This window comes from Bradyrhizobium lupini (genome assembly GCF_040939785.1).
In the GTDB taxonomy this organism is placed as follows: domain Bacteria; phylum Pseudomonadota; class Alphaproteobacteria; order Rhizobiales; family Xanthobacteraceae; genus Bradyrhizobium; species Bradyrhizobium canariense_D.
This window is the reverse complement of sequence record NZ_CP162553.1, coordinates 1258134-1275814: the sequence shown is the minus strand read 5'-3', so window position 1 is coordinate 1275814 and position 17681 is coordinate 1258134. Positions and strand designations below refer to the sequence as shown.

At 64.2% G+C, this 17681-nt stretch carries 16 protein-coding genes and 2 pseudogenes; 8 read left to right on the top strand and 10 right to left on the bottom strand.

From position 1 onward, the window contains the following. Window positions 1–36: 36 nt before the first annotated feature. From folK to AB3L03_RS06415, 5 genes are all read right to left on the bottom strand, one after another. Window positions 37–528, bottom strand: coding sequence for a 2-amino-4-hydroxy-6-hydroxymethyldihydropteridine diphosphokinase (gene folK, locus AB3L03_RS06435; protein WP_018456875.1), 492 nt, complete (start codon window positions 526–528; stop codon window positions 37–39). A gap of 1 nt (window position 529) precedes the next feature. Beyond that, on the bottom strand, window positions 530–898 hold the full coding sequence (gene folB / locus AB3L03_RS06430) for a dihydroneopterin aldolase (RefSeq protein ID WP_018456874.1): 369 nt from the start codon (window positions 896–898) through the stop codon (window positions 530–532). Continuing rightward, on the bottom strand, window positions 895–1755 hold the full coding sequence (folP, locus tag AB3L03_RS06425; protein WP_247394557.1) for a dihydropteroate synthase: 861 nt from the start codon (window positions 1753–1755) through the stop codon (window positions 895–897). Before folP ends, folB begins: the two co-directional genes overlap by 4 nt. A gap of 271 nt (window positions 1756–2026) precedes the next feature. Continuing rightward, window positions 2027–2434, bottom strand: a complete 408-nt coding sequence (locus AB3L03_RS06420; RefSeq protein WP_018456872.1) for a DUF4332 domain-containing protein — start codon at window positions 2432–2434, stop codon at window positions 2027–2029. Window positions 2435–2460: 26 nt separating this feature from the next. Beyond that, entirely contained in the window at window positions 2461–2826 is a 366-nt protein-coding gene (locus AB3L03_RS06415) for a hypothetical protein (protein ID WP_018456871.1), read from the bottom strand. Between the two features lie 346 nt (window positions 2827–3172). On the opposite strand from AB3L03_RS06415, the gene AB3L03_RS06410 reads away from it, so the two are divergent. From AB3L03_RS06410 to AB3L03_RS06400, 3 genes are all read left to right on the top strand, one after another. Further along, window positions 3173–4801: a helicase HerA-like domain-containing protein gene (locus tag AB3L03_RS06410; RefSeq protein WP_085362366.1), complete on the top strand. Its 1629-nt coding sequence runs from the start codon at window positions 3173–3175 to the stop codon at window positions 4799–4801. Between the two features lie 133 nt (window positions 4802–4934). Beyond that, a complete protein-coding gene (locus AB3L03_RS06405; protein ID WP_247456206.1) occupies window positions 4935–6263 on the top strand; it encodes a glycosyltransferase family 87 protein in 1329 nt (442 codons plus the stop codon). A 53-nt stretch (window positions 6264–6316) separates the two neighbouring features. Further along, window positions 6317–7711, top strand: a complete 1395-nt coding sequence (locus AB3L03_RS06400; RefSeq protein ID WP_368508361.1) for a M20/M25/M40 family metallo-hydrolase — start codon at window positions 6317–6319, stop codon at window positions 7709–7711. 197 nt (window positions 7712–7908) lie between these two features. Here AB3L03_RS06400 and AB3L03_RS06395 read toward each other — a convergent pair whose 3' ends face one another. Both AB3L03_RS06395 and AB3L03_RS06390 read right to left on the bottom strand, forming a co-directional pair. After that, window positions 7909–8688 (bottom strand): class II aldolase/adducin family protein, encoded by a 780-nt coding sequence (locus tag AB3L03_RS06395; RefSeq protein ID WP_018456867.1) that lies wholly within the window; start codon window positions 8686–8688, stop codon window positions 7909–7911. 187 nt (window positions 8689–8875) lie between these two features. After that, window positions 8876–10525 carry an ArnT family glycosyltransferase gene (locus AB3L03_RS06390; RefSeq protein WP_368508360.1) on the bottom strand — a complete coding sequence of 550 codons (1650 nt, stop codon included), beginning with the start codon at window positions 10523–10525 and terminating at the stop codon, window positions 8876–8878. 313 nt (window positions 10526–10838) lie between these two features. Between AB3L03_RS06390 and AB3L03_RS06385 the strand changes: the two genes are divergently transcribed. Together AB3L03_RS06385 and AB3L03_RS06380 are read left to right on the top strand one after the other, a co-directional pair. After that, window positions 10839–11714, top strand: coding sequence for a hypothetical protein (locus tag AB3L03_RS06385; protein ID WP_018456865.1), 876 nt, complete (start codon window positions 10839–10841; stop codon window positions 11712–11714). A 191-nt stretch (window positions 11715–11905) separates the two neighbouring features. Continuing rightward, window positions 11906–12323: pseudogene (locus AB3L03_RS06380) on the top strand (MucR family transcriptional regulator). A 5-nt stretch (window positions 12324–12328) separates the two neighbouring features. Here the strand turns inward: AB3L03_RS06380 and AB3L03_RS06375 are convergent. Both AB3L03_RS06375 and AB3L03_RS06370 read right to left on the bottom strand, forming a co-directional pair. Next, window positions 12329–12760 carry a SufE family protein gene (locus AB3L03_RS06375; protein ID WP_018456863.1) on the bottom strand — a complete coding sequence of 144 codons (432 nt, stop codon included), beginning with the start codon at window positions 12758–12760 and terminating at the stop codon, window positions 12329–12331. A 68-nt stretch (window positions 12761–12828) separates the two neighbouring features. Continuing rightward, on the bottom strand, window positions 12829–13254 hold the full coding sequence (locus tag AB3L03_RS06370; RefSeq protein ID WP_085362369.1) for a DUF5330 domain-containing protein: 426 nt from the start codon (window positions 13252–13254) through the stop codon (window positions 12829–12831). A gap of 384 nt (window positions 13255–13638) precedes the next feature. Here AB3L03_RS06370 and AB3L03_RS06365 point away from each other — a divergent pair, with 384 nt between their 5' ends. From AB3L03_RS06365 to AB3L03_RS06355, 3 genes are read left to right on the top strand one after another with little or no spacing between them, the layout of a single operon-like run. Then, a complete protein-coding gene (locus AB3L03_RS06365; protein ID WP_204510686.1) occupies window positions 13639–15555 on the top strand; it encodes a PAS domain-containing sensor histidine kinase in 1917 nt (638 codons plus the stop codon). Continuing rightward, window positions 15548–16243: a peptidoglycan-binding domain-containing protein gene (locus AB3L03_RS06360; RefSeq protein WP_368508359.1), complete on the top strand. Its 696-nt coding sequence runs from the start codon at window positions 15548–15550 to the stop codon at window positions 16241–16243. Before AB3L03_RS06365 ends, AB3L03_RS06360 begins: the two co-directional genes overlap by 8 nt. A gap of 57 nt (window positions 16244–16300) precedes the next feature. Then, window positions 16301–16645 (top strand): DUF1491 family protein, encoded by a 345-nt coding sequence (locus AB3L03_RS06355; RefSeq protein ID WP_368508358.1) that lies wholly within the window; start codon window positions 16301–16303, stop codon window positions 16643–16645. On the opposite strand, the pseudogene AB3L03_RS06350 reads toward AB3L03_RS06355, so the two are convergent. After that, window positions 16642–17627, bottom strand: a pseudogene (locus AB3L03_RS06350) (DUF2336 domain-containing protein). The gene AB3L03_RS06355 and the pseudogene AB3L03_RS06350 overlap by 4 nt on opposite strands. Window positions 17628–17681: the final 54 nt, after the last annotated feature.

The window sequence follows — 17681 nt, the reverse complement described above, 5'->3', positions numbered from 1 at the left end:
CCACGGCCGGCCGTCCCTGCAAACGGTTGTTTTTGGTTAACCGGTATCCGGAAGCCGCTCAATGCCTTGTGTCGAGACGCTGGCGAGACCGTCATGGACACGAATGCCTGCGATCACGCGGTCGGGCGCGATCTCGGCCAGCGGCACCAGCACAAAGGCGCGCTCGAATAGGCGCGGATGCGGCAGGGTCAGGTCAGGCTTCTGCATCGACACATCGTCATAGGCGATCATGTCGAGATCGAGCGTGCGCGGGCCCCAGCGCCGCTCTTTATCGCGGGTGCGGCCGAATTTCTGCTCGACCTTCTGCATCACGAACAGGAGCGCATGCGGATCAAGGCTGGTCTCGATCTCGATGCAGGCGTTGATGAAGGGAGCCTGGTCCTCGTCGCCCCAGGGCGGCGTCGCATAGTCCGACGAGCGCGCGATCAAAGCGGCCTGCGCCATGCCGCAGATATGGGCGATTGCCTTCTGGAAGGTCGCGCGGACATCGCCGACATTGCCGCCGAGCGCAATCAGGACGCTCGCCATGTCAGGGGTGCCGCGAGCGCGTCAGCATGACGCCGACGTCGTCGAAGATCGCGGCGATCGGCGCATGCGGCTTGTGCACGGTGATCTTGACCGCACGGATGCGCGGAAAGTGCGACAGGATAGCGTCGGCCACCGCGCCGGCCGCGCGCTCCAGTAGCTTGTAATTGGTGTTCTTGAAGGCCGCGGTGGTGGTCGCCACGACGTCGGCGTAGGACACGGTGTCGGCGAGCCGGTCGCTGCGGGAAGGCTCCGACAGGTCGGTATAGAGCTCGAGGTCGATGACAAAGCGTTGGCCGACCTCGGTCTCGTGCTCCATCACGCCGTGGCGGGCATGGATCGACAGGCCGGTTACGAAGATCGTATCGGTCATGGCTTGCTCTCGATTGCGTGCGCCACTCGCAGGGCCTGCAAGGTCTCGGCGACGTCGTGGGTGCGGATGATTTTCGCGCCGCGTTGTGCGGCGAGCAGATGTGCGGCGATCGAGCCGGCGAGCCGCTCGGTCGGCTCCGACGGCGACACCGAGGCGATGAAGCGTTTTCGCGAGGCACCAACGAGGATCGGCAGGCCGAACATGTCGAGCTCGCGAAGTCGTGCCAGCGCAATCATGCTCTGTTCTGCCGTCTTGCCGAAGCCGATGCCGGGATCGAGCACGATCTTGTCGCGGGCGATGCCGGCTTGTGCCGCGATATCCAGCGAGCGCTGGAAGAACGCCTTCATGTCCGCAATGATGTCGATGGCGGGATCGACCCTGTCGCGGTTATGCATGACGATGACAGGGACGCTCCTCGCGGCCACCAGCGGCGCCATGCCGGCGTCGCGTTGCAGGCCCCAGACGTCGTTGGCGATCGCAGCGCCCTGGTCGAGCGCAAAGGCCACCACTTCCGCCTTCATGCTGTCGATCGAGACCGGCACGCCGAGCGCCACGATGTCCGATAGCACCGGCTTGAGCCGGGCCAGTTCGTCTGCCGCGGTGACCGGCCGGGCGCCCTTGTAGGGCCGGGTGGACTCGGCACCGATATCGATGATGTCGACCCCCACCTCGATCATCGCCCGCGCCCGCGCGAGTGCCTGCTCGGGCGCGATGAATTCGCCGCCGTCGGAGAATGAATCCGGGGTGACGTTGAGCACGCCCATCACCGCCGGGATCGGCCGCTCCAGCAGCGTCCGCAGCACGTCAGGCCCGACTGAACCGGCCGCCGGGACGGATGGGGAGTGCGAGGCATTCATGCGGCCCGCTTTAGCGGTCGGGGAGGGGGAGTCAAGACGGGAAGGCGTGGGTTGCCAGCGTTTGGACAGGGCGTCGCACACCCTCGCTGTCATTGCCCGCGAAAGCGGGCAATCCAGTATCCAGAGACAGTGCCGCGATACGGAGGAGCCGCGGCGTACTGGATACCCCGCTTTCGCGGGGTATGACGGCAGAGTTGGGATGCATTGTTGCTCATCGGGCAAAACAATGCCGAGAGAGTAGCGCCCACCCCGTATGCGGAGAGCAGCAGTCCTAATACGAAATCTTTGGCGGCAGCTTCTTCGCCTTGGCGATGATGTCGCCGACCGACTTCTCCGAGGGCAGGATGCGGAGCAGCTTTTTCTTCTCGTTGGCGTCCCGCATGCTCTGGGCGAGCCTTGCCGGGTTACGGTAGGCGAGCTCGCGCACGGTGGTGACGCCGGCGGCGCGGACCAGACCGACCTTGGCCCTGCCCATGCCGGGGATGCGCATGTAGTCGGAGACGTTGGCCCATTCCAGCAGCAACTGCTCGCTGATGCCGGTCTTCACGGAGAGCGCCTTGCGGCCCTTCACGGTCGAAGCCGCCTCGAGCAGCGCGTCGGTGGTGCGGATACCCTGCGCCTTCAACTTGTTGGCGGCAAAGGCCGACAGGCCCTCAATCTCGGAGATCGGATATGTCATGATACTCGATGTGAAATGCGCAGGCGTCAGGCGAACTGGCTGAGGCCCGGGGTCCCCGCGATGATCTTGCCCATCTGATCCGCTCCGATTTTGTCTCGGCCGAAGCGAAAAAGTTCACGGGCGATGTTCTGAATCTCGGACATGCCAAGTCCCAGGCCCATCAGGCGCGTGCCGACCGCCATCAGGCCGCCGCCCATCAGCCGCGACAGTCCTCCGCCGGTGCCGGATGCCTCGATTGCCGCTTCTGCACCTGGAATCTGGTCGATCAGGACCTGGACGCTGTCGGAAGGACCCTCGTTGCGGAGGAAGCCCAAGATAATGCCGACGGTCTTTTCGGCGACAGCACTATCTATGCTGGCGTTTGTCGCCAGCCGCCCGATTAGCTCGTCCATATGGCCGCCCCTCAGCCGGTTCACATGCCGGAGTATTGCTTTCGAAAATGATCTTGAGCCGGTGTGGTGTGAAATACAAGCGATGAACGCCATCAACGTTCCGATTCATTCTCGAACGCGCGAGAAGTGTTGCAGTGATGCAAGAGCGGAGATGAAATCGGCAAAAAAATGCCGCGATGCGAATGCGTCCTTCCTACTTTCGGCGGATGTCCACCTGCATATTTCCGACGATGTCGCATGCCCGGAGCGCGTTGAATGGTTTCAATCAGCGCGCGACATGCGTTAAACTACGGAACTGTGCATTCGAGTTTCGATATGCGAAACAGGGCAGAGAGATCAGGGAATAATGACCGCACAGGACAGCAAGCTCGGTGATACCGACGACAAAATCTTCGTCGGTAAAGGAAACGAGCAGGCTTGGCTGACGCTGGCGTTCGCCAATCGCCACGGCCTCGTCACAGGTGCAACCGGAACCGGCAAGACGGTCTCGCTGCAGGTTATGGCGGAAGGATTTGCGCGCGCCGGTGTTCCGGTCTTCGCGGCCGACATCAAGGGCGACCTCTCGGGCATCTCCGAGGTCGGCGTGCCCGCGGATTTCATCGTCAAGCGCGCCACCGAGATGGGACTGACGTTCGAGCCCGACCAGTTCTCGACGGTGTTCTGGGACGTGTTCGGCGAGCAGGGCCACCCGGTCCGTGCGACCGTCACAGAAATGGGCCCGCTGCTGCTCGCACGTATGCTGGACCTGAACGACGTGCAGGAAGGCGTGCTCAACGTCGCCTTTCGCGTCGCCGACGACAACGGGCTGACCCTGATCGACATGAAGGATCTGCGCGCGCTGCTCGATGCCATCGTGCCCGATGCGGGCAAGAAGGGGACGGATGCCGAGGACAGTCCGCTTGCCGAGATCAAGAAGGCGGCGCAGGGTTTTGGTAATGTCACCAAGGCCACGGTCGGCACCATCCAGCGCCAGCTTCTGGTGCTCGAGAACCAGGGCGCCACCAAATTCTTCGGCGAGCCGGCGCTGACGCTGAAGGACTTCATGAAGACCGACCGCGACGGCCGCGGCATGGTCAACATCCTCGTCGCCGACAAACTGCTGCAGAGCCCACGGCTTTACGCGACATTCCTGCTGTGGATGCTGTCGGAATTGTTCGAGGAGCTGCCCGAGGCCGGTGACCTGCCCAAGCCGAAGCTGGTCTTCTTCTTCGACGAGGCGCATCTGTTGTTCAACGACGCGCCCAAGGCGCTGATGGACAAGATCGAGCAGGTGGTGCGCCTGATCCGCTCCAAAGGCGTCGGCGTTTATTTCGTGACTCAAAACCCGGTCGACGTGCCCGACCGCGTGCTCGGACAATTGGGCAACCGGGTGCAGCACGCGCTGCGCGCCTTCACCCCGCGCGACCAGAAGGCGGTCGCCGCTGCGGCCCAGACCTTCCGCCCCAACCCGAAGCTCGACACCGCCAAGGTGATCATGGAGCTCGGCAAGGGCGAGGCGCTGGTGTCCTTTCTCGAAGGCAATGGCACGCCGGCGATGGTCGAGCGGGTGATGATCCGGCCGCCATCGGCCCGGATCGGACCGATCACGCCGGAAGAGCGCAAGGCGATCATGGATGCAAGCCCGGTGAAGGGCAAATACGACACCGCCGTTGATGCAGAGTCCGCCTACGAGATGATCCAGAAGCGCATTGCCGGCACGGCGGCGACTGCCGATCCCGGCGCGGCTGGCGGCATTGGAGGCGGTGGCATCCTCGGCCAGATCGGCTCGATGGTCGGCACCATCTTCGGCACGAACGTCAAGCGCGGCCGCCTCTCGACGGGCCAGGTCATCGCCCGCGACGTGACCCGATCGGTCACCAATCAGGTAATCGGGGGGATGGCGGCCAATATCGGCAAGTCCGTCGCCGGCCAGCTTGGTGGCTCGATCGGCCGCACGCTGGTCCGCGGCGCGCTCGGCGGCTTGCTGCGCAGGTAGGCAGAAAGCCTCGTTTGAGGCAACTCCTCCGCAAACCCGCCGCTTGTGCGCGGCGGGTACAAATTCGGGTGATCAGGACTCTCCAAGCGTTCGTTGGTCTGCTAGGTGCTATGGCCCCTGACTGGACCACATCGTGACCTCACCTAAATCTTTCGTTCGATCCGGCGCACTCCGAACCCTGTCGTTGCGTGCGCCACTCGACCTGCTCTTCCTGCTCTGCTGCTTCATCCTGGCTGCCGATGTCCTTGGTCCCGAGATCTTCGGGCACGGCAAGACCAAGGACTACGGCCTGTGGTACTGGGCCGGGCAGCAGGTCTTGAAGGGTGGGCCGCTCTATCCCGGCGATATCCACCAGTACTTCGAGTTCATCTACCCACCGCTGCCGGCGATCCTGCTGGCAGTCCCGAGCTGGTTCGGCAAGATCGCGCTCTACAGCGTGCTGTCGATCCTGAATATTGCGGCGTGGTGGTACACCGGGATGCTCTCCAATGTCATGAGCGGTTCGGGCCGCACGCCTGGCCCTTGGCTGGAGGCGCTGCCCGCTCTCGTCACCGTGACCTTCGTGTTCGACATGTTCGATCTTGGCCAGCCGAACCTCGTCTTGCTGGCGATGATGCTCTACGGCTTCTGGAGTTTGCAGCATCAGCGCTCCTGGCTCGCAGGCTTCATGTTCGCGCTCGCCGCCGCCATCAAGGTGTTTCCCATTGCGGTGCTGCCCTATCTGGTCTGGCGGCGAAAGTGGGGAGCCGCCGTCGCTACGGTCGCGTTCGCCGGCATCCTTCTCTATATCGTGCCGGCCCCCATTCGCGGCTTCGAGCGCAACGCCGCCGAGGTCAAGACCTGGTATCAGGGCATGGTCGGGTCGAGTTCGGAAAAAGGATTTGGCCAGCGCGACGAGCAGAACTGGTCGTGGGTGAACCAGTCACTCATTGCTGTCACGCACCGGCTGGTCCGGCCAATCAACTACAATCAGGAGGATCCGAGCAAGCCGCCGCGCACGATGAATGTCATCGACGTCGATTACAGGACGGCGAACTGGATCGTGCTGGCGCTGTCGGCGTTGCTCGGACTCGGCTTCGTCGCGGTCATGCCACGGCAAGCGCGGCGCACGGCGCGCTCGGACGCCGAGGAACTCGGCATCCTGTTCTGCCTGATGACGGTGGCATCGCCTCTGGCGCGGCAATACTACTTCATGTGGCTGTTCTTCCCGATGACGGTGCTGATGCATCGTGCCGCCTTCGACGAGCGGGCGAACGTGCGCCTGGGAACCTGGCTCGCCCTTGGCGCCGCCGGCATCCTCATGCTGCTGGCGCTGCCGTGGTTTCCAAATGTCTTGCAGGCCTGGGGCAACAACCTCGTCGCCACGGCGGTGCTCGCAGCTAGTCTCGCATGGCACATCCGGCATCCGCCGGTTGCGGCTGGCCCCAACGCCGCGGCAGCGCTAAAAGCCGATAGTTCTTGAGAAGACATCTTGAGCCCCGACGTCTTGGGATTCGAACGCAGGGAATACGACCAATGGCAAATGCGCAGCTTCAATCCGTGCTCGACCACATCGACAAGGAGTTCGACAACAGCCTGGAGCGCCTGTTCTCGCTGTTGCGGATCAAGTCGATCTCCGCCGATCCGGCCTTCGCGGCCGATTGCAAGGCGGCGGCCGAGCATCTTGCCAGGGACATCGCGAGCCTCGGCGTTGCCACTGAAGTGAGGCCAACCGCCGGCCATCCCGCGGTCGTCGGCAAGAGCGTCGCGGGCGGCCGTCCGCATGTGCTGTTCTACGGCCACTATGATGTGCAGCCCGTCGATCCGCTCGAGCTCTGGCACCGTCCGCCATTCGAGCCTGTTGTGACCGACCATGCCGATGGTCGCAAGATCATCGTGGCGCGCGGCGCCGAGGACGACAAGGGCCAGGTCATGACCTTCGTCGAGGCCTGCCGCGCCTGGAAGAGGGTGACGGGGTCGCTGCCGATCGACGTCACGTTCCTGATCGAAGGCGAGGAAGAAGTCGGCTCGAAGAACTTCGTGCCCTTCATCGAAGCCAACAAGGACGAGTTTAAGGCTGACTACGTGCTGGTCTGCGACACCGGCATGTGGGACCGCAACACGCCGGCGATCACGACCTCGCTGCGCGGCCTGCTCTATGAGGAGCTCAAGATCACCGCCGCCAATCGCGACCTGCATTCCGGCGTGTTCGGCGGTAGCGCGATGAACCCGATCCGGGTGCTGACCAAAATTCTCGGCGCGCTGTTCGACGACGACAATCGCATCACCATTCCGGGCTTCTATGATGGGGTGAAGGACACGCCGCCGGATATTCTCGCGCAGTGGAAGAAGCTCGATTTCACGCCGGACACATTCCTCAAGCCCGTTGGGCTATCGATACCGGCCGGCGAGAAGGGCAGGCTCCTGGTCGAGCAAGCTTCCACGCGTCCGACCTGCGACGTCAACGGCATCTGGGGCGGTTATATCGGTGAGGGCTCGAAGACGGTGATCCCGTCGCAGGCCTCGGCCAAGGTCTCGTTCCGACTGGTCGAAGGGCAGGATCCGCAAAAGACCCGCAAGGCTTTCCGTGAGTACGTGACGGCGCGCATTCCGGGAGACTGCAAGGTCGAGTTCGGCGACCACTCTGCCGGGCCTGCGATTGCGCTCGACTGGAACATGAAGCCGCTCGCCGCGGCCAAGACCGCGCTGACCGAGGAATGGGGCAAGGAGACCGTGTTGATGGGCTCGGGCGCCTCGATCCCGATCGTCGCGGACTTCAAGCGTACGCTTGGGCTGGATTCGCTGCTCGTCGGTTTCGGCCTCGACGACGACAATATCCACTCGCCGAACGAGAAGTACGACCTCCGCAGTTTCCAGAAAGGCATCCGTTCCTGGGCCCGCATCCTCGCGGCGCTGGCGGAGGTGAAGTAGGGCGCTCTTTCCTCGTCATTGCGAGCGTAGCGAAGCAATCCAGAAATCTCTCTCCGGCGCCAGCCTGGATTGCTTCGTCGCTTCGCTCCTCGCAATGACGGGGCCAAATAAAAAACGCCGCCCGGAATTGGGCGGCGTTTCATTCCAAAAGGCGTAGAGGTTCGTTGACCGTTACCCTACACCAAATCCCGAAAATTTCAAGAGCGGTAGCCCGGAAGCTCGCGGTCCAGCTTGCGTAGCAGCGGTGGCCACACGAGGTTGGTGGCGCGCAGCTCGGCGCGGTCGCGGTTGGCGAGCAGCTCGGTGTTCTTGTCGATCGCGACATCGTCGACCGGGTAGACCGGCGTGCCCAGCGCGCGCGTACGCACCTGCATCGAGCAGGCTCGCTCGAGGTGATACATGCGCTCGAAGGCCGAGGCGACCGAGCGCCCGACCGTCAGCGTGCCGTGGTTGCGCAAGAGCATGTGGTTGTGGTCGCCTAGGTCCTTCTGCAGCCGCGGCCGCTCGTCGTGGTCGAGGGCGATACCTTCGTAGTCGTGATAGGCGAGGTCGTGGGTGACGAGCTGGGCGGTCTGGTTCAGCGGCAGCAGGCCTTCGGCGCTGCTCGAGACAGCGGTGCCGTCGAGGGTGTGAAGATGCAGCACGCAGATGGCGTCCTCGCGAACCTCGTGGATCGCCGAGTGGATGGTGAAGCCGGCGGGGTTGACGCTGTATTCGCTCTCGGAGAGCTGGTTGCCGTGCAGATCGACCTTGACGAGGCTCGACGCCGTGATCTCGTCGAACATCAGCCCGTAGGGGTTGATGAGGAAATGATGGTCGGGGCCGGGCACGCGCGCTGAGATGTGGGTGTCGACCAAGTCGTCCCAGCCGTAGAGCGAGACGAGGCGATAGCAGGCGGCGAGATTGACCCGTTGCTGCCACTCGGCCTCCGTCATGTTCGACGGCACTTCCTTCAGGCGCGCTTCCGCTGGCGACATGGCTGATCTCTCCGAACATCGTTGTTGCAGGGAGGGAGCGTAGTCCTGCCGCGACCTGCCAGCAAGGCACACAAAGCGCGGCAGTCCAGCGTAGCCCGCATGAGCGAAGCGACATGCGGGGCTGCCTGATAGGCCCCGGATGTCGCTGCGCTCATCCGGGCTACGGTCCTACAAGAGAGAAGAATTTTTACGGCGCCGGGATCGAGAGCAGGCTGGAAATGCTGCTGCCGCGGATATCGTAGACGCGGGCGAACACCACGTCGTCGCGCTTGATCTCGACCAGCACGGGGGCGGTGAGGCCCTTGCAGTAGAACTCACCGAGCGTCATGGCGAAATCGGCGGCATTGGAATCCCAGCCAATGGTGAAGTCGGGGCCGAGCGCGACCTGGGCGGGACGCTGCGGACCGCACACGGCAACCTTCCATTTCCGATTGCGCGGCGGCACTTCCTGGCGTTCGACCAGCTGCTCGCGCAATTCGTCGGAGGCCTGCTTCAGCGCGAGGCCCCAATAATCCAGCATGAAGCGGTCGTCGGCGCCGCGCACGGTGCCGGCGATGTGGTTGAAGTGGGTGTATTGATAGGGATGCAGGCGGATCATCTCGGCGAGCGAGAGCGCAAGGCCAAAGCAGAAGGTGGCGAGCACGACCGGCTGCCAGGTGCGATGATTGGCGCGCAGGCGCTCCATGGCCCAGCCAAAGGCGACGCCGCCGAGCACCGCCATCGGCGGGATCACGAAGACGAAATGGCGGATGCCATTGTACAGCGCCGGTCGCTTCACCATCGCGATCGCGAGCGGCAGCGTCGCGGCGAGCGTGAGCATCAGCAGGATGGTCTTGCGGCGGGCTGGGACCTCGCGGCGGGGCAGCATAACCAAGGTGCCGATCACGGCGCCGAACGTCAGCACCAGCATCACCTCGGGCAACTGAAGTGCGAACAGCGTCGGCAGATAGGACCAGGGCATGTCAGGCACGGATACGATCGCGCCGTCGAACATCTCCTTCCAGGGTTTCTCGAAGAAGTGCGAGAAGTAGGTCAGCGCCTCGAAGGGATTGCCGGGCTCCATGATCGACCACGGCCAGATCAGCCCCATCACGAGATAGCCGAGCACGAGGCCGGGCAGCAGCACGTAGACGACATGAGCGAAGCGTCGGACCGACTCGCGGAGGCCCTCGCTGCGCAGTTCCTCCAGGAACAGCGGCATGAAGCCGATCACGGCATAGACCAGCGCAAGCCCGCCGAGGATGCGGGTGCCGAGCGAGAGGCCGGCACCAAGGCCGACGATGAGGATCGTGCGCGGCGAAGGCTGCGGATATTCCTCGGCGAGGCGGACGAGACCCAGCATCAGGACGATCATGGCCACGGCGAAGGGCGCATCCTTCGGGTTCATGAACATGTGGCCGTAGAAGATCGGGCAGAGCGCGAGCAGCAAGAGTGAGGCAAGTCCCGCAAGCGGGCCGCCGATACGGCGGCCGAGCCGCCACATCACGGCAAGTCCGATCACGCCGACGACGGCGCCGACCAGACGGCGCGTCTCGAACAGCTCGAGCGGAATCACCTTGTGCAGGAGGGCCGCGACCATGTCGAAGCCGCCGCCATACATATAGAGGTTGGCGAAGGAGAGTGCCGCGGTGTCCTTGAAACCGGAACCGAACATGCGCAGCAGCAGGTCGGCATATTCGGCGTGGGTGTAGTCGTCCCAGCCGAGCCCATAGTCGCGGAAGGTCAAGCCTGCAATGACGGCGACCGCAGCCAGCACCAGCATGGCGAGATCGTCGCAAGTCCGTTCAACCGAGCGCCGCAGAGGCGTGTCGATCGCCGAAGTCGTGATGGATGTCATGGCTATTGGTGACCCGGAATCCCCTCTTGGCCCTGCTGGTGCGCGCGGGCCTGCTCCCCGGAATCCCTATAGCGCAGTTCCATTACCAAGTAATTGGGCATTATGGCTAAATTCCTGATGCAACGCAGCAAATCCGACCAACTTGAGAGCAGCCTAGAAGTAGCGAGCCGTAGCTGAAGGGAATGTGAATAAGTCCCTGATTTCCTTTCCTTTAGGAACGCAGCCTATAATTCGACGTTGGCGTGGAACACCGGATGACGGTATCGTGGCGTGACGAGTGTCGCGTATGGCTGCGCGGCCGGGGGTGAGTTCGATGGCGTTGGCATTGTTGATCGCGGGGATTTTCGCCGTTTTGGCGGGCCTCCTTGCGATCCTGTTCGGCTTCACCGTCAGGGAATTCAGTCTCGGCAGTACCCTCATAATCTCCGGTACCATCGGCGTCTGCTCCGGACTGTTACTGGCCGGCCTCTACGTGGTGGTCGCGGAGTTGAAGGGCATCGCTCGCCGGCTGGCTGGATCAATTGCACCATCCGACGTTCGGGTCAGGCCCGTGCTGCCGGGTCTCGGGATGGCCGGGACGCCTGCCCCCGCGCCTGAGCCGGCGGGCGCCGAGAAGATGGAGCCGGCGCCGCCATTGCCGGCCGCAGGACCGCCGCCTTGGCAGAACGAAGCAGCCGCGCGCGAGCGTCCGCGCGTCGAGCCGCCGCCAGCGCCGGAAGCTCCGAGCCCGCCTGAGGTTCCGGAACCGCCGCGCCGGCGCAACCTGTTGTTCGCCTCGACCTCCCGCAAGGAGCGTGAGCGCGCGGAAGCGAAGACCGGCGAGGGCTTGCCGCCGCTGCCGCATGCCGAGCCGTCGGCGGAGCCTGCCGCCCCGGAGACGCCGCCTGCGAGCTTTGACGACGCCTGGCCGAAGCCGGACCGTATGAGGCCTCCGGAGCCGCCGGCCGCCGCGCGGCGCCCGCCACCGCGCTCGCCGTCGACCTTCGCTGAGCCTGCTCCGCCGCCCGCACCCGAGCCTGCGGCTGCGGCCGAGCAGGCGCCTGTGACCGTGCTCAAATCCGGCATCGTCGACGGCATGGCTTATTCGCTCTATTCCGATGGCTCGATCGAAGCCCAGATGCCTGAGGGGATGATGCGCTTTGCCTCGATCGACGAGCTGCGCTCCCACCTCGACCAGCGCGGCGCTTGAGAGCGGGCGCAGGCAAATCTGGTGCAGGCAAAACGCTAGCGTAGACAAGTAAAGCGGTGGTGTTCTTGTCACTTCGTCAGTAAATCAGCCCGGATTCCTTAGTCGTCCCATTTCAGCCGAACGTATTGTTGACACGGAATACTTTGGCGTCGTCTCTCGCGTGAGACGCAAGGTGGAGAAAGGCGGGGCCGATGTCGGATGCTGGGGCTAAGAATTTCGTTGAGCTGACGGCGGGCATCGTGTCGGCCTATCTCAGCAACAATCCAACGCCTGCGGCTGAGATTCCTGAATCTGATCAGCCAGGTGCATGGCGCGCTGGTGCGCGTTTCGTCAGGCCGCACCGAGACGGCGCCGCTCGAGCCAGCGAAGCCGGCGGTCTCGCTGAAGAAGTCGATCGCGCCCGATTATCTGGTTTGTCTGGAAGACGGCAAGCGCTTCAAGTCGCTGAAGCGCCATCTGCGCACCCAATACAACATGACGCCGGAGCAATATCGCGAGAAATGGGGCCTGCCGGCCGACTATCCCATGGTCGCACCGAACTATGCGGTGGCCCGCTCGCAGCTTGCGAAGCAGATGGGACTGGGACAGCAGCAGCGGAAGCGGAAGTAGAGTTTCTACGACGCTTCCGCGAGCGCCTCTTTCGCGTCGGTCTTGATCCGCTCGACCATCGAGCGCAGGCCGTTCGAACGCTGCGGCGTCAGATGGTCGCGAAAGCCGAACTCGTCGAATACGGCAATGGCGTCGGTCGCAAGAATCTCCTGTGGCGTGCGGCCGGAGTAAAGCGACAGAACGATCGCGACCAGCCCGCGCACGATGTGGGCGTCACTGTCGCCGCGATATGTCAGGATCGGCGCGCCGTCATCGCGACGATCAATCAGCTTCTGAAGCCAGACCTGGCTGACACAGCCATTCACCTTGTTCTCGGCCGAATGCTCGGCTTCGGACATCGGTTCCAGGGTGCGGCCGAGCTCGATGACGTACCGATAGCGGTCGTCCCACTCGTCCAGAATCTCGAAATTATCCCTGATTTCATCGATCGTCGTCATGCTGGCCCAAAGTTCCCGTTCAGGCCAATATAGGGACGCAAAGCGCCGAAATCGATAGGGTTTGGGCGCTAATTCGCTGTCGCGGGCGCCGGGCCGCGCCATTCCAGCGCGAGGTCGTCCTGGGACAGGGTGTCGCGCGGCGCCTCGCTCGCAGCAAGATCGCCTTCGCCGGCCAGCGCGATCGAGCCGGTGTGGTCGGGCGCCTTCTTGTCGGGCTTCTCGAGCTGCTCTTTCTTGTCGTTAATGATCTGGTAGATCTTCTTTGCGCCGTCCTGCGCCCGCTGGCCGATGATGGTGGCGGCCTGTCCGCCGACCTCGCACGCCGTCGGCTGGCGCTTGCAGAACTGGGTCATGTCGGAGACGGCCGCGGTCGCAGCCTGCACCGCGTCGGCAGCGCCGATCTGCGGCAGCTTGTCCGATTCGGGCGTCTTGTCCCGCGGCAGGAGCACCAGCACCAGCCCGAGCCAGAATGTGATGCGAAGCAGAAAGCGCATCTTGCGACCTGTATGTTAGATCCCGCCGCGGCGATCTCCGCGGATGTCGGACCTAGCAACTCTCGATAAATCGCAAGTGATTGCCTTCCGCTTAATTCGCGGAAAATTGAGTCAAGAATCTTTGCTATCGATGGTGTCGTAAATTTTCGATTGACGTCCGTGCCGTGAGCGCTGCCGCCACGCCCGTCCACCATTTCGAAACCATGCGGATCACGGTGAAACCCTGTGTTCACCATCCTCGCCGATGACGTCGTCAAATCGTCTAAAAAGCCCTGCGATGACGGGGTGTCCGGCGGCGCGCCGCGATGCCTTAGTGTTCGTTTAAGGTCGCTCTGACACGGTGGCTCAACGATAAGGAGGCGTTCCGGCGCGTCTTCCCGACGAATGAGCCGAAGCGCGAGACCCGTGACAGTTTTGAGTATCATCCGCGATTGTCTCGATGCGCTGCTGCATCCCTCCGCGCGTTACGACGCGCTGACGCGAGCGCGCCATCGTGCCTTCATGGCCCCGCGGCTGCTCGGCAGCCTAGCCGCCTTTGCCGCATTCCCGGTCTATCTCGCCATGCGCGGCGCGCCGAGCGCGATCGAGGTGGCAGCCTTCGCCTGGCTGATTGCGCCGATCCTGTTGTCCTGGTTCCTGTCGCGCACCGGCCGTTACGAAGGCGCGCATGTGCTGTCGTCGCTGGCGCTCTCGGGCCTGATCATGGCGGTTGCGGTGACGACCGGCGGCATCGAATCATTCGCCGCAATCTGGCTGGTTGTCGTTCCCCTCGAAGCTGCGCTGTCGGCCTCGCGCCGCGTCGCGGCCTTTGCCTCGCTGCTGGCGCTGTCCTGCGCCGGCATCCTGATCCTCGTCAGCCAGCTCGGCTGGCTGCCGATTGGCGATACCAGCGCTGCGGAACGCGGCGTGCTGATAGCGTTCGGCGTCGCCTCGGCGACGCTCTATGCCGCAGGTCTGGCCTTCGGAGCGGAATCGCTCGCGCGCACCAGCGTTGCGCTGCTGTTGCGTGAGGAAGAGCGTTACCGCCTCCTGGCGCGGAACATGAGCGACGTCATCTCGAGGCATCAGCGCAACGGCGCGGTGCAGTTCATTTCACCGGCGGTGGAAGCCATGCTCGGCGTGCCCGTCGCGCAACTGCTCGGCCACGGCCTGTTCGATCGCGTCCATGTCGCCGATCGGCCGGCGTATCTGACGGCGCTGTCCGATGCCGCGCGCGGCGACGTGCGCAGTGTCGAGTTCCGGTTGCGCCGGGAGCGTGCCGGCTCTGAGCGCGGCCAGGTTGATTTCATCTGGGTCGAGATGCGCTGCCGCCCGCTCGATCAGGATATGGGCCGTGATGCCACGCGCGAGGCCGATGTCGTCGCCGTGATGCGCGATGTCACCGACCGCAAGCTCGGGGAGCAGGCGTTCGATCAGGCGCGCAGCGCTGCAGAGGCGGCGGACGCCGCCAAGACGCGCTTCCTCGCCACCATGAGCCATGAGCTGCGCACGCCGCTGAACGCCATCATCGGCTTCTCCGAGATGATCACGCAGGAGCAGACCTTGATGCTGGGCGCGGCCCAGCGGAGGGAATACGCCCAGCTCATCAACGATTCCGGCCAGCATCTGCTCTCGGTCGTCAACGGCATCCTGGACATGTCCAAGATGGAGTCGGGCAATTTCGAGATGGCGTCCGAACCGTTCGCGCCGCGTGCATCATTGATGCATTGCTGCAATCTGCTGGCGCTGAAGGCGCGGGAGAACGGCGTCGATCTTGTCACCGATGCGCCGCAGGATCTGCCTGTCATGACCGGCGATCCGCGCGCCTTCAAGCAGATCGTGCTCAACCTCGTCGCGAACGCCGTCAAGTTCACCGAGCGTGGCGGTCAGGTCACCGTAACGGCCGCGGTCTCGGGCTCGCAGCTTGCGCTGCGCGTCAGCGACACCGGAATAGGCATCGCGCCTGACGATCTCAAGCGCATCGGCGCGCCGTTCTTCCAGGCTGGCAAGACCTATCAGCGCCGTCACGAAGGCACCGGCCTCGGACTTTCGATCGTGAAGAGCCTGGTGGCGTTGCATCTCGGCGAATTGACGGTACAAAGCAGGCTCGGCGAGGGCACTGCCGTCACCGTCAAGCTGCCGCTCGTCTACACGCCGCAAGCCAAGACGTCTGATATGAAGACTTCTGATGGCAAGATGTCCGACAGCAAGGCGAGCGAGAGCAAGATCGCGACCCTGAAGCCGGTGCTACGCCAGGAAGTTCAGGACCATCCTCACGACCAAGTTCAGGACCAACCCGCTCTGGTGAAGAAAAGTGCCTAAAAAGTCTGCCAAGGACGAAGCCGCTCCGCGCCGCCGTGGCGCCAAGGCCGCGGTCATCGATGTCGAGACCGAGCGCAATCTCGTGCTGCGCGTGCTGCTGCATAGCCCCAAGGATACCCTGGCCGGTCTCGTCGCCGTTGCCGCCATCGGCGCGATCGCTGCCAATGCGCTGTTCCTGCAGACCGGCCGGCATCCAGCGCCGATGTTCGGCACCGTGATCAATCTTCCCGCACCGTCGTTCCTGGCGCTGTCGAACCCCTTGCCGCGTCCGCGTCCCGTCGGCGCCGATACCTCGCCGCTCGAGCCGAGAGCGACGGAGTTTCGTGCCGAACCCAGACCTGCGGAAAAGCCGCCTGAAAGGCCTGTCGAGGCGACCGCATCGACGCCGCGCTCGGGCGATCCCATGACCAATCTGGTCAAGCAAACGATTTCGGCGCCGCCCTCCGTCACGCGTCCTCCGGCGCCGATCCCCGTGCAGCAGAGCCCGGCCGCGCGGCGCATCGCCGGCGTGCAGCGCGCGCTGTCCGAATATGGCTACGGGAATTTGAAGATCACGGGCGCGATGGGCGCCGAGACCCAGTCCGCGATCCAGAAATTCGAGCGCGAGCACAAGATGCAGGTCACCGGCCAGCTATCCGACCGCCTGCTCCGCGAGCTCGGCGCCGCGATCGGCCACCCCGTCGAATAGTCGTGACTGTTGTGCGAAGGCTGGTGCTGATTGCACCGCTGTCCTATCGTGCGCTCCATGCGTTTGAAATCAAATATCTGGGTCTCAGCCTATCTGCGCCGGTGCCAGACCGAGGGCGTGTACGGCGCGGTGCGGCGTCGCGGCGCGGAGGAGGCGGGTGCGGTGTTCGTGAAGGTCTCGCTGCTTGACGGCAATGCGATGCTCTATGTGCCGGCGCCGCAGACCTCTTATGAAGACGGTCGGCCGGTCGATCGCTTCTTTGTGCCGCTTGCGCCGCAACCGATGCCGGAGCCCGCGGTGGAGGAGCGCCTGACCAAGGAAATCCGCTTCGACCCCGATATCTGGATCGTCGAGACCGAAGACCGCGCCGGGCGGCATTTTCTCGAGCTGGCGAAGGCCTAACGATCCGATCCGTCAGTCCCTGTCCGCACCGCGGGCGCGGAGCCGGGCTGCACGCCCGGGCGCGTCTGGCTTGCGCCCGCACGTGCGCGCTGGCGCTCGCTGTCATGCAGCGAGGGCTGGTACTTTGCGCGGGTGACGGCGAGCGTCGAGCCGCGCCAGGCGGCCAGCATCACCAGCGCCGCGCGATCGCTGAGGCGATCGTAAAGACGCGACAGCCGGTACACGTCGGTCACGGAGTTGCCGATCTCCGGCTTGAAGAACAGCAGGATACGCTGGAACACCGGGCTCGGCATGTCGAGCGCGCGCGCGGCGACTGCGAGCGCTTCGCCGCTTGCATCGTCGACGATCTGGGCTGCGACGCGCGAGGGCAGGATCAGGCTGTCGCCGAGCTCGGAGGTGAAATTCTCGACATCGCCCGCGATCGCCGCCATCTCGAGGATCTGGATCGCGCGCTTGGCGCGCACGGTCGGAATCCGCGGCGCCGCCTTCAGCGGGGTCTGCGCCAGATTGTGCAGGATCAGCGCGCGCTCGGCGGCGCCGGCGCGGAAGAACATGTCGTGGATATCGGCCGCGTCAGTTGGCTGCATTGCCATGTTCGAGGCCATGCGCAGCTCGGCGTCGCTTGGCGTGCGAACCGGCAAGGGGGCAGGAGGGGGGCAGAGGCGGGCGCCGGGATTTCGCGCGCGAGCGGAACCCTGCGGCCCTCCTGCGCGGCCGACAGTCCGAGCTTCTGCATGATCGGGGCGGGTGTCGACGGATAGATCGCAAGCCGCGCCTTCACGGCCGCGCGCGTCGCGTCGTCGACCTGGTCGATCAGTCGTGTGGCGAGCTCGACGAACTGGCGCTGCTCGTCGTCGCTGTGGGTGCTCGACTGGACATAGAGGTCGGTCAGCACGCGCAGCAGCGTCGGACGAACATCGACGCCTTCGCGACGGGAGAGGGTCATCAGCCCGTCGAATCCTGGAAACAACGACTTGGTCATGGAGAGATACGCGACCTAGAAGAGATACTCGCCGGCAGCCTATCGCGGGCTCCT

Excerpts from the sequence above, each read along its gene's own strand:
- AB3L03_RS06400 (WP_368508361.1), top strand. The coding sequence starts at position 6,317 with ATGGCAAATGCGCAGCTTCAATCCGTGCTCGACCACATCGACAAGGAG.
- AB3L03_RS06395 (WP_018456867.1), bottom strand. The coding sequence starts at position 8,688 with ATGTCGCCAGCGGAAGCGCGCCTGAAGGAAGTGCCGTCGAACATGACG.
- AB3L03_RS06415 (WP_018456871.1), bottom strand. The coding sequence starts at position 2,826 with ATGGACGAGCTAATCGGGCGGCTGGCGACAAACGCCAGCATAGATAGT.
- AB3L03_RS06410 (WP_085362366.1), top strand. The coding sequence starts at position 3,173 with ATGACCGCACAGGACAGCAAGCTCGGTGATACCGACGACAAAATCTTC.
- AB3L03_RS06390 (WP_368508360.1), bottom strand. The coding sequence starts at position 10,525 with ATGACATCCATCACGACTTCGGCGATCGACACGCCTCTGCGGCGCTCG.
- AB3L03_RS06355 (WP_368508358.1), top strand. The coding sequence starts at position 16,301 with ATGCGTTTGAAATCAAATATCTGGGTCTCAGCCTATCTGCGCCGGTGC.
- AB3L03_RS06375 (WP_018456863.1), bottom strand. The coding sequence starts at position 12,760 with ATGACGACGATCGATGAAATCAGGGATAATTTCGAGATTCTGGACGAG.
- AB3L03_RS06370 (WP_085362369.1), bottom strand. The coding sequence starts at position 13,254 with ATGCGCTTTCTGCTTCGCATCACATTCTGGCTCGGGCTGGTGCTGGTG.
- AB3L03_RS06385 (WP_018456865.1), top strand. The coding sequence starts at position 10,839 with ATGGCGTTGGCATTGTTGATCGCGGGGATTTTCGCCGTTTTGGCGGGC.
- AB3L03_RS06365 (WP_204510686.1), top strand. The coding sequence starts at position 13,639 with ATGAGCCGAAGCGCGAGACCCGTGACAGTTTTGAGTATCATCCGCGAT.
- folK (WP_018456875.1), bottom strand. The coding sequence starts at position 528 with ATGGCGAGCGTCCTGATTGCGCTCGGCGGCAATGTCGGCGATGTCCGC.
- folP (WP_247394557.1), bottom strand. The coding sequence starts at position 1,755 with ATGAATGCCTCGCACTCCCCATCCGTCCCGGCGGCCGGTTCAGTCGGG.
- AB3L03_RS06420 (WP_018456872.1), bottom strand. The coding sequence starts at position 2,434 with ATGACATATCCGATCTCCGAGATTGAGGGCCTGTCGGCCTTTGCCGCC.
- folB (WP_018456874.1), bottom strand. The coding sequence starts at position 898 with ATGACCGATACGATCTTCGTAACCGGCCTGTCGATCCATGCCCGCCAC.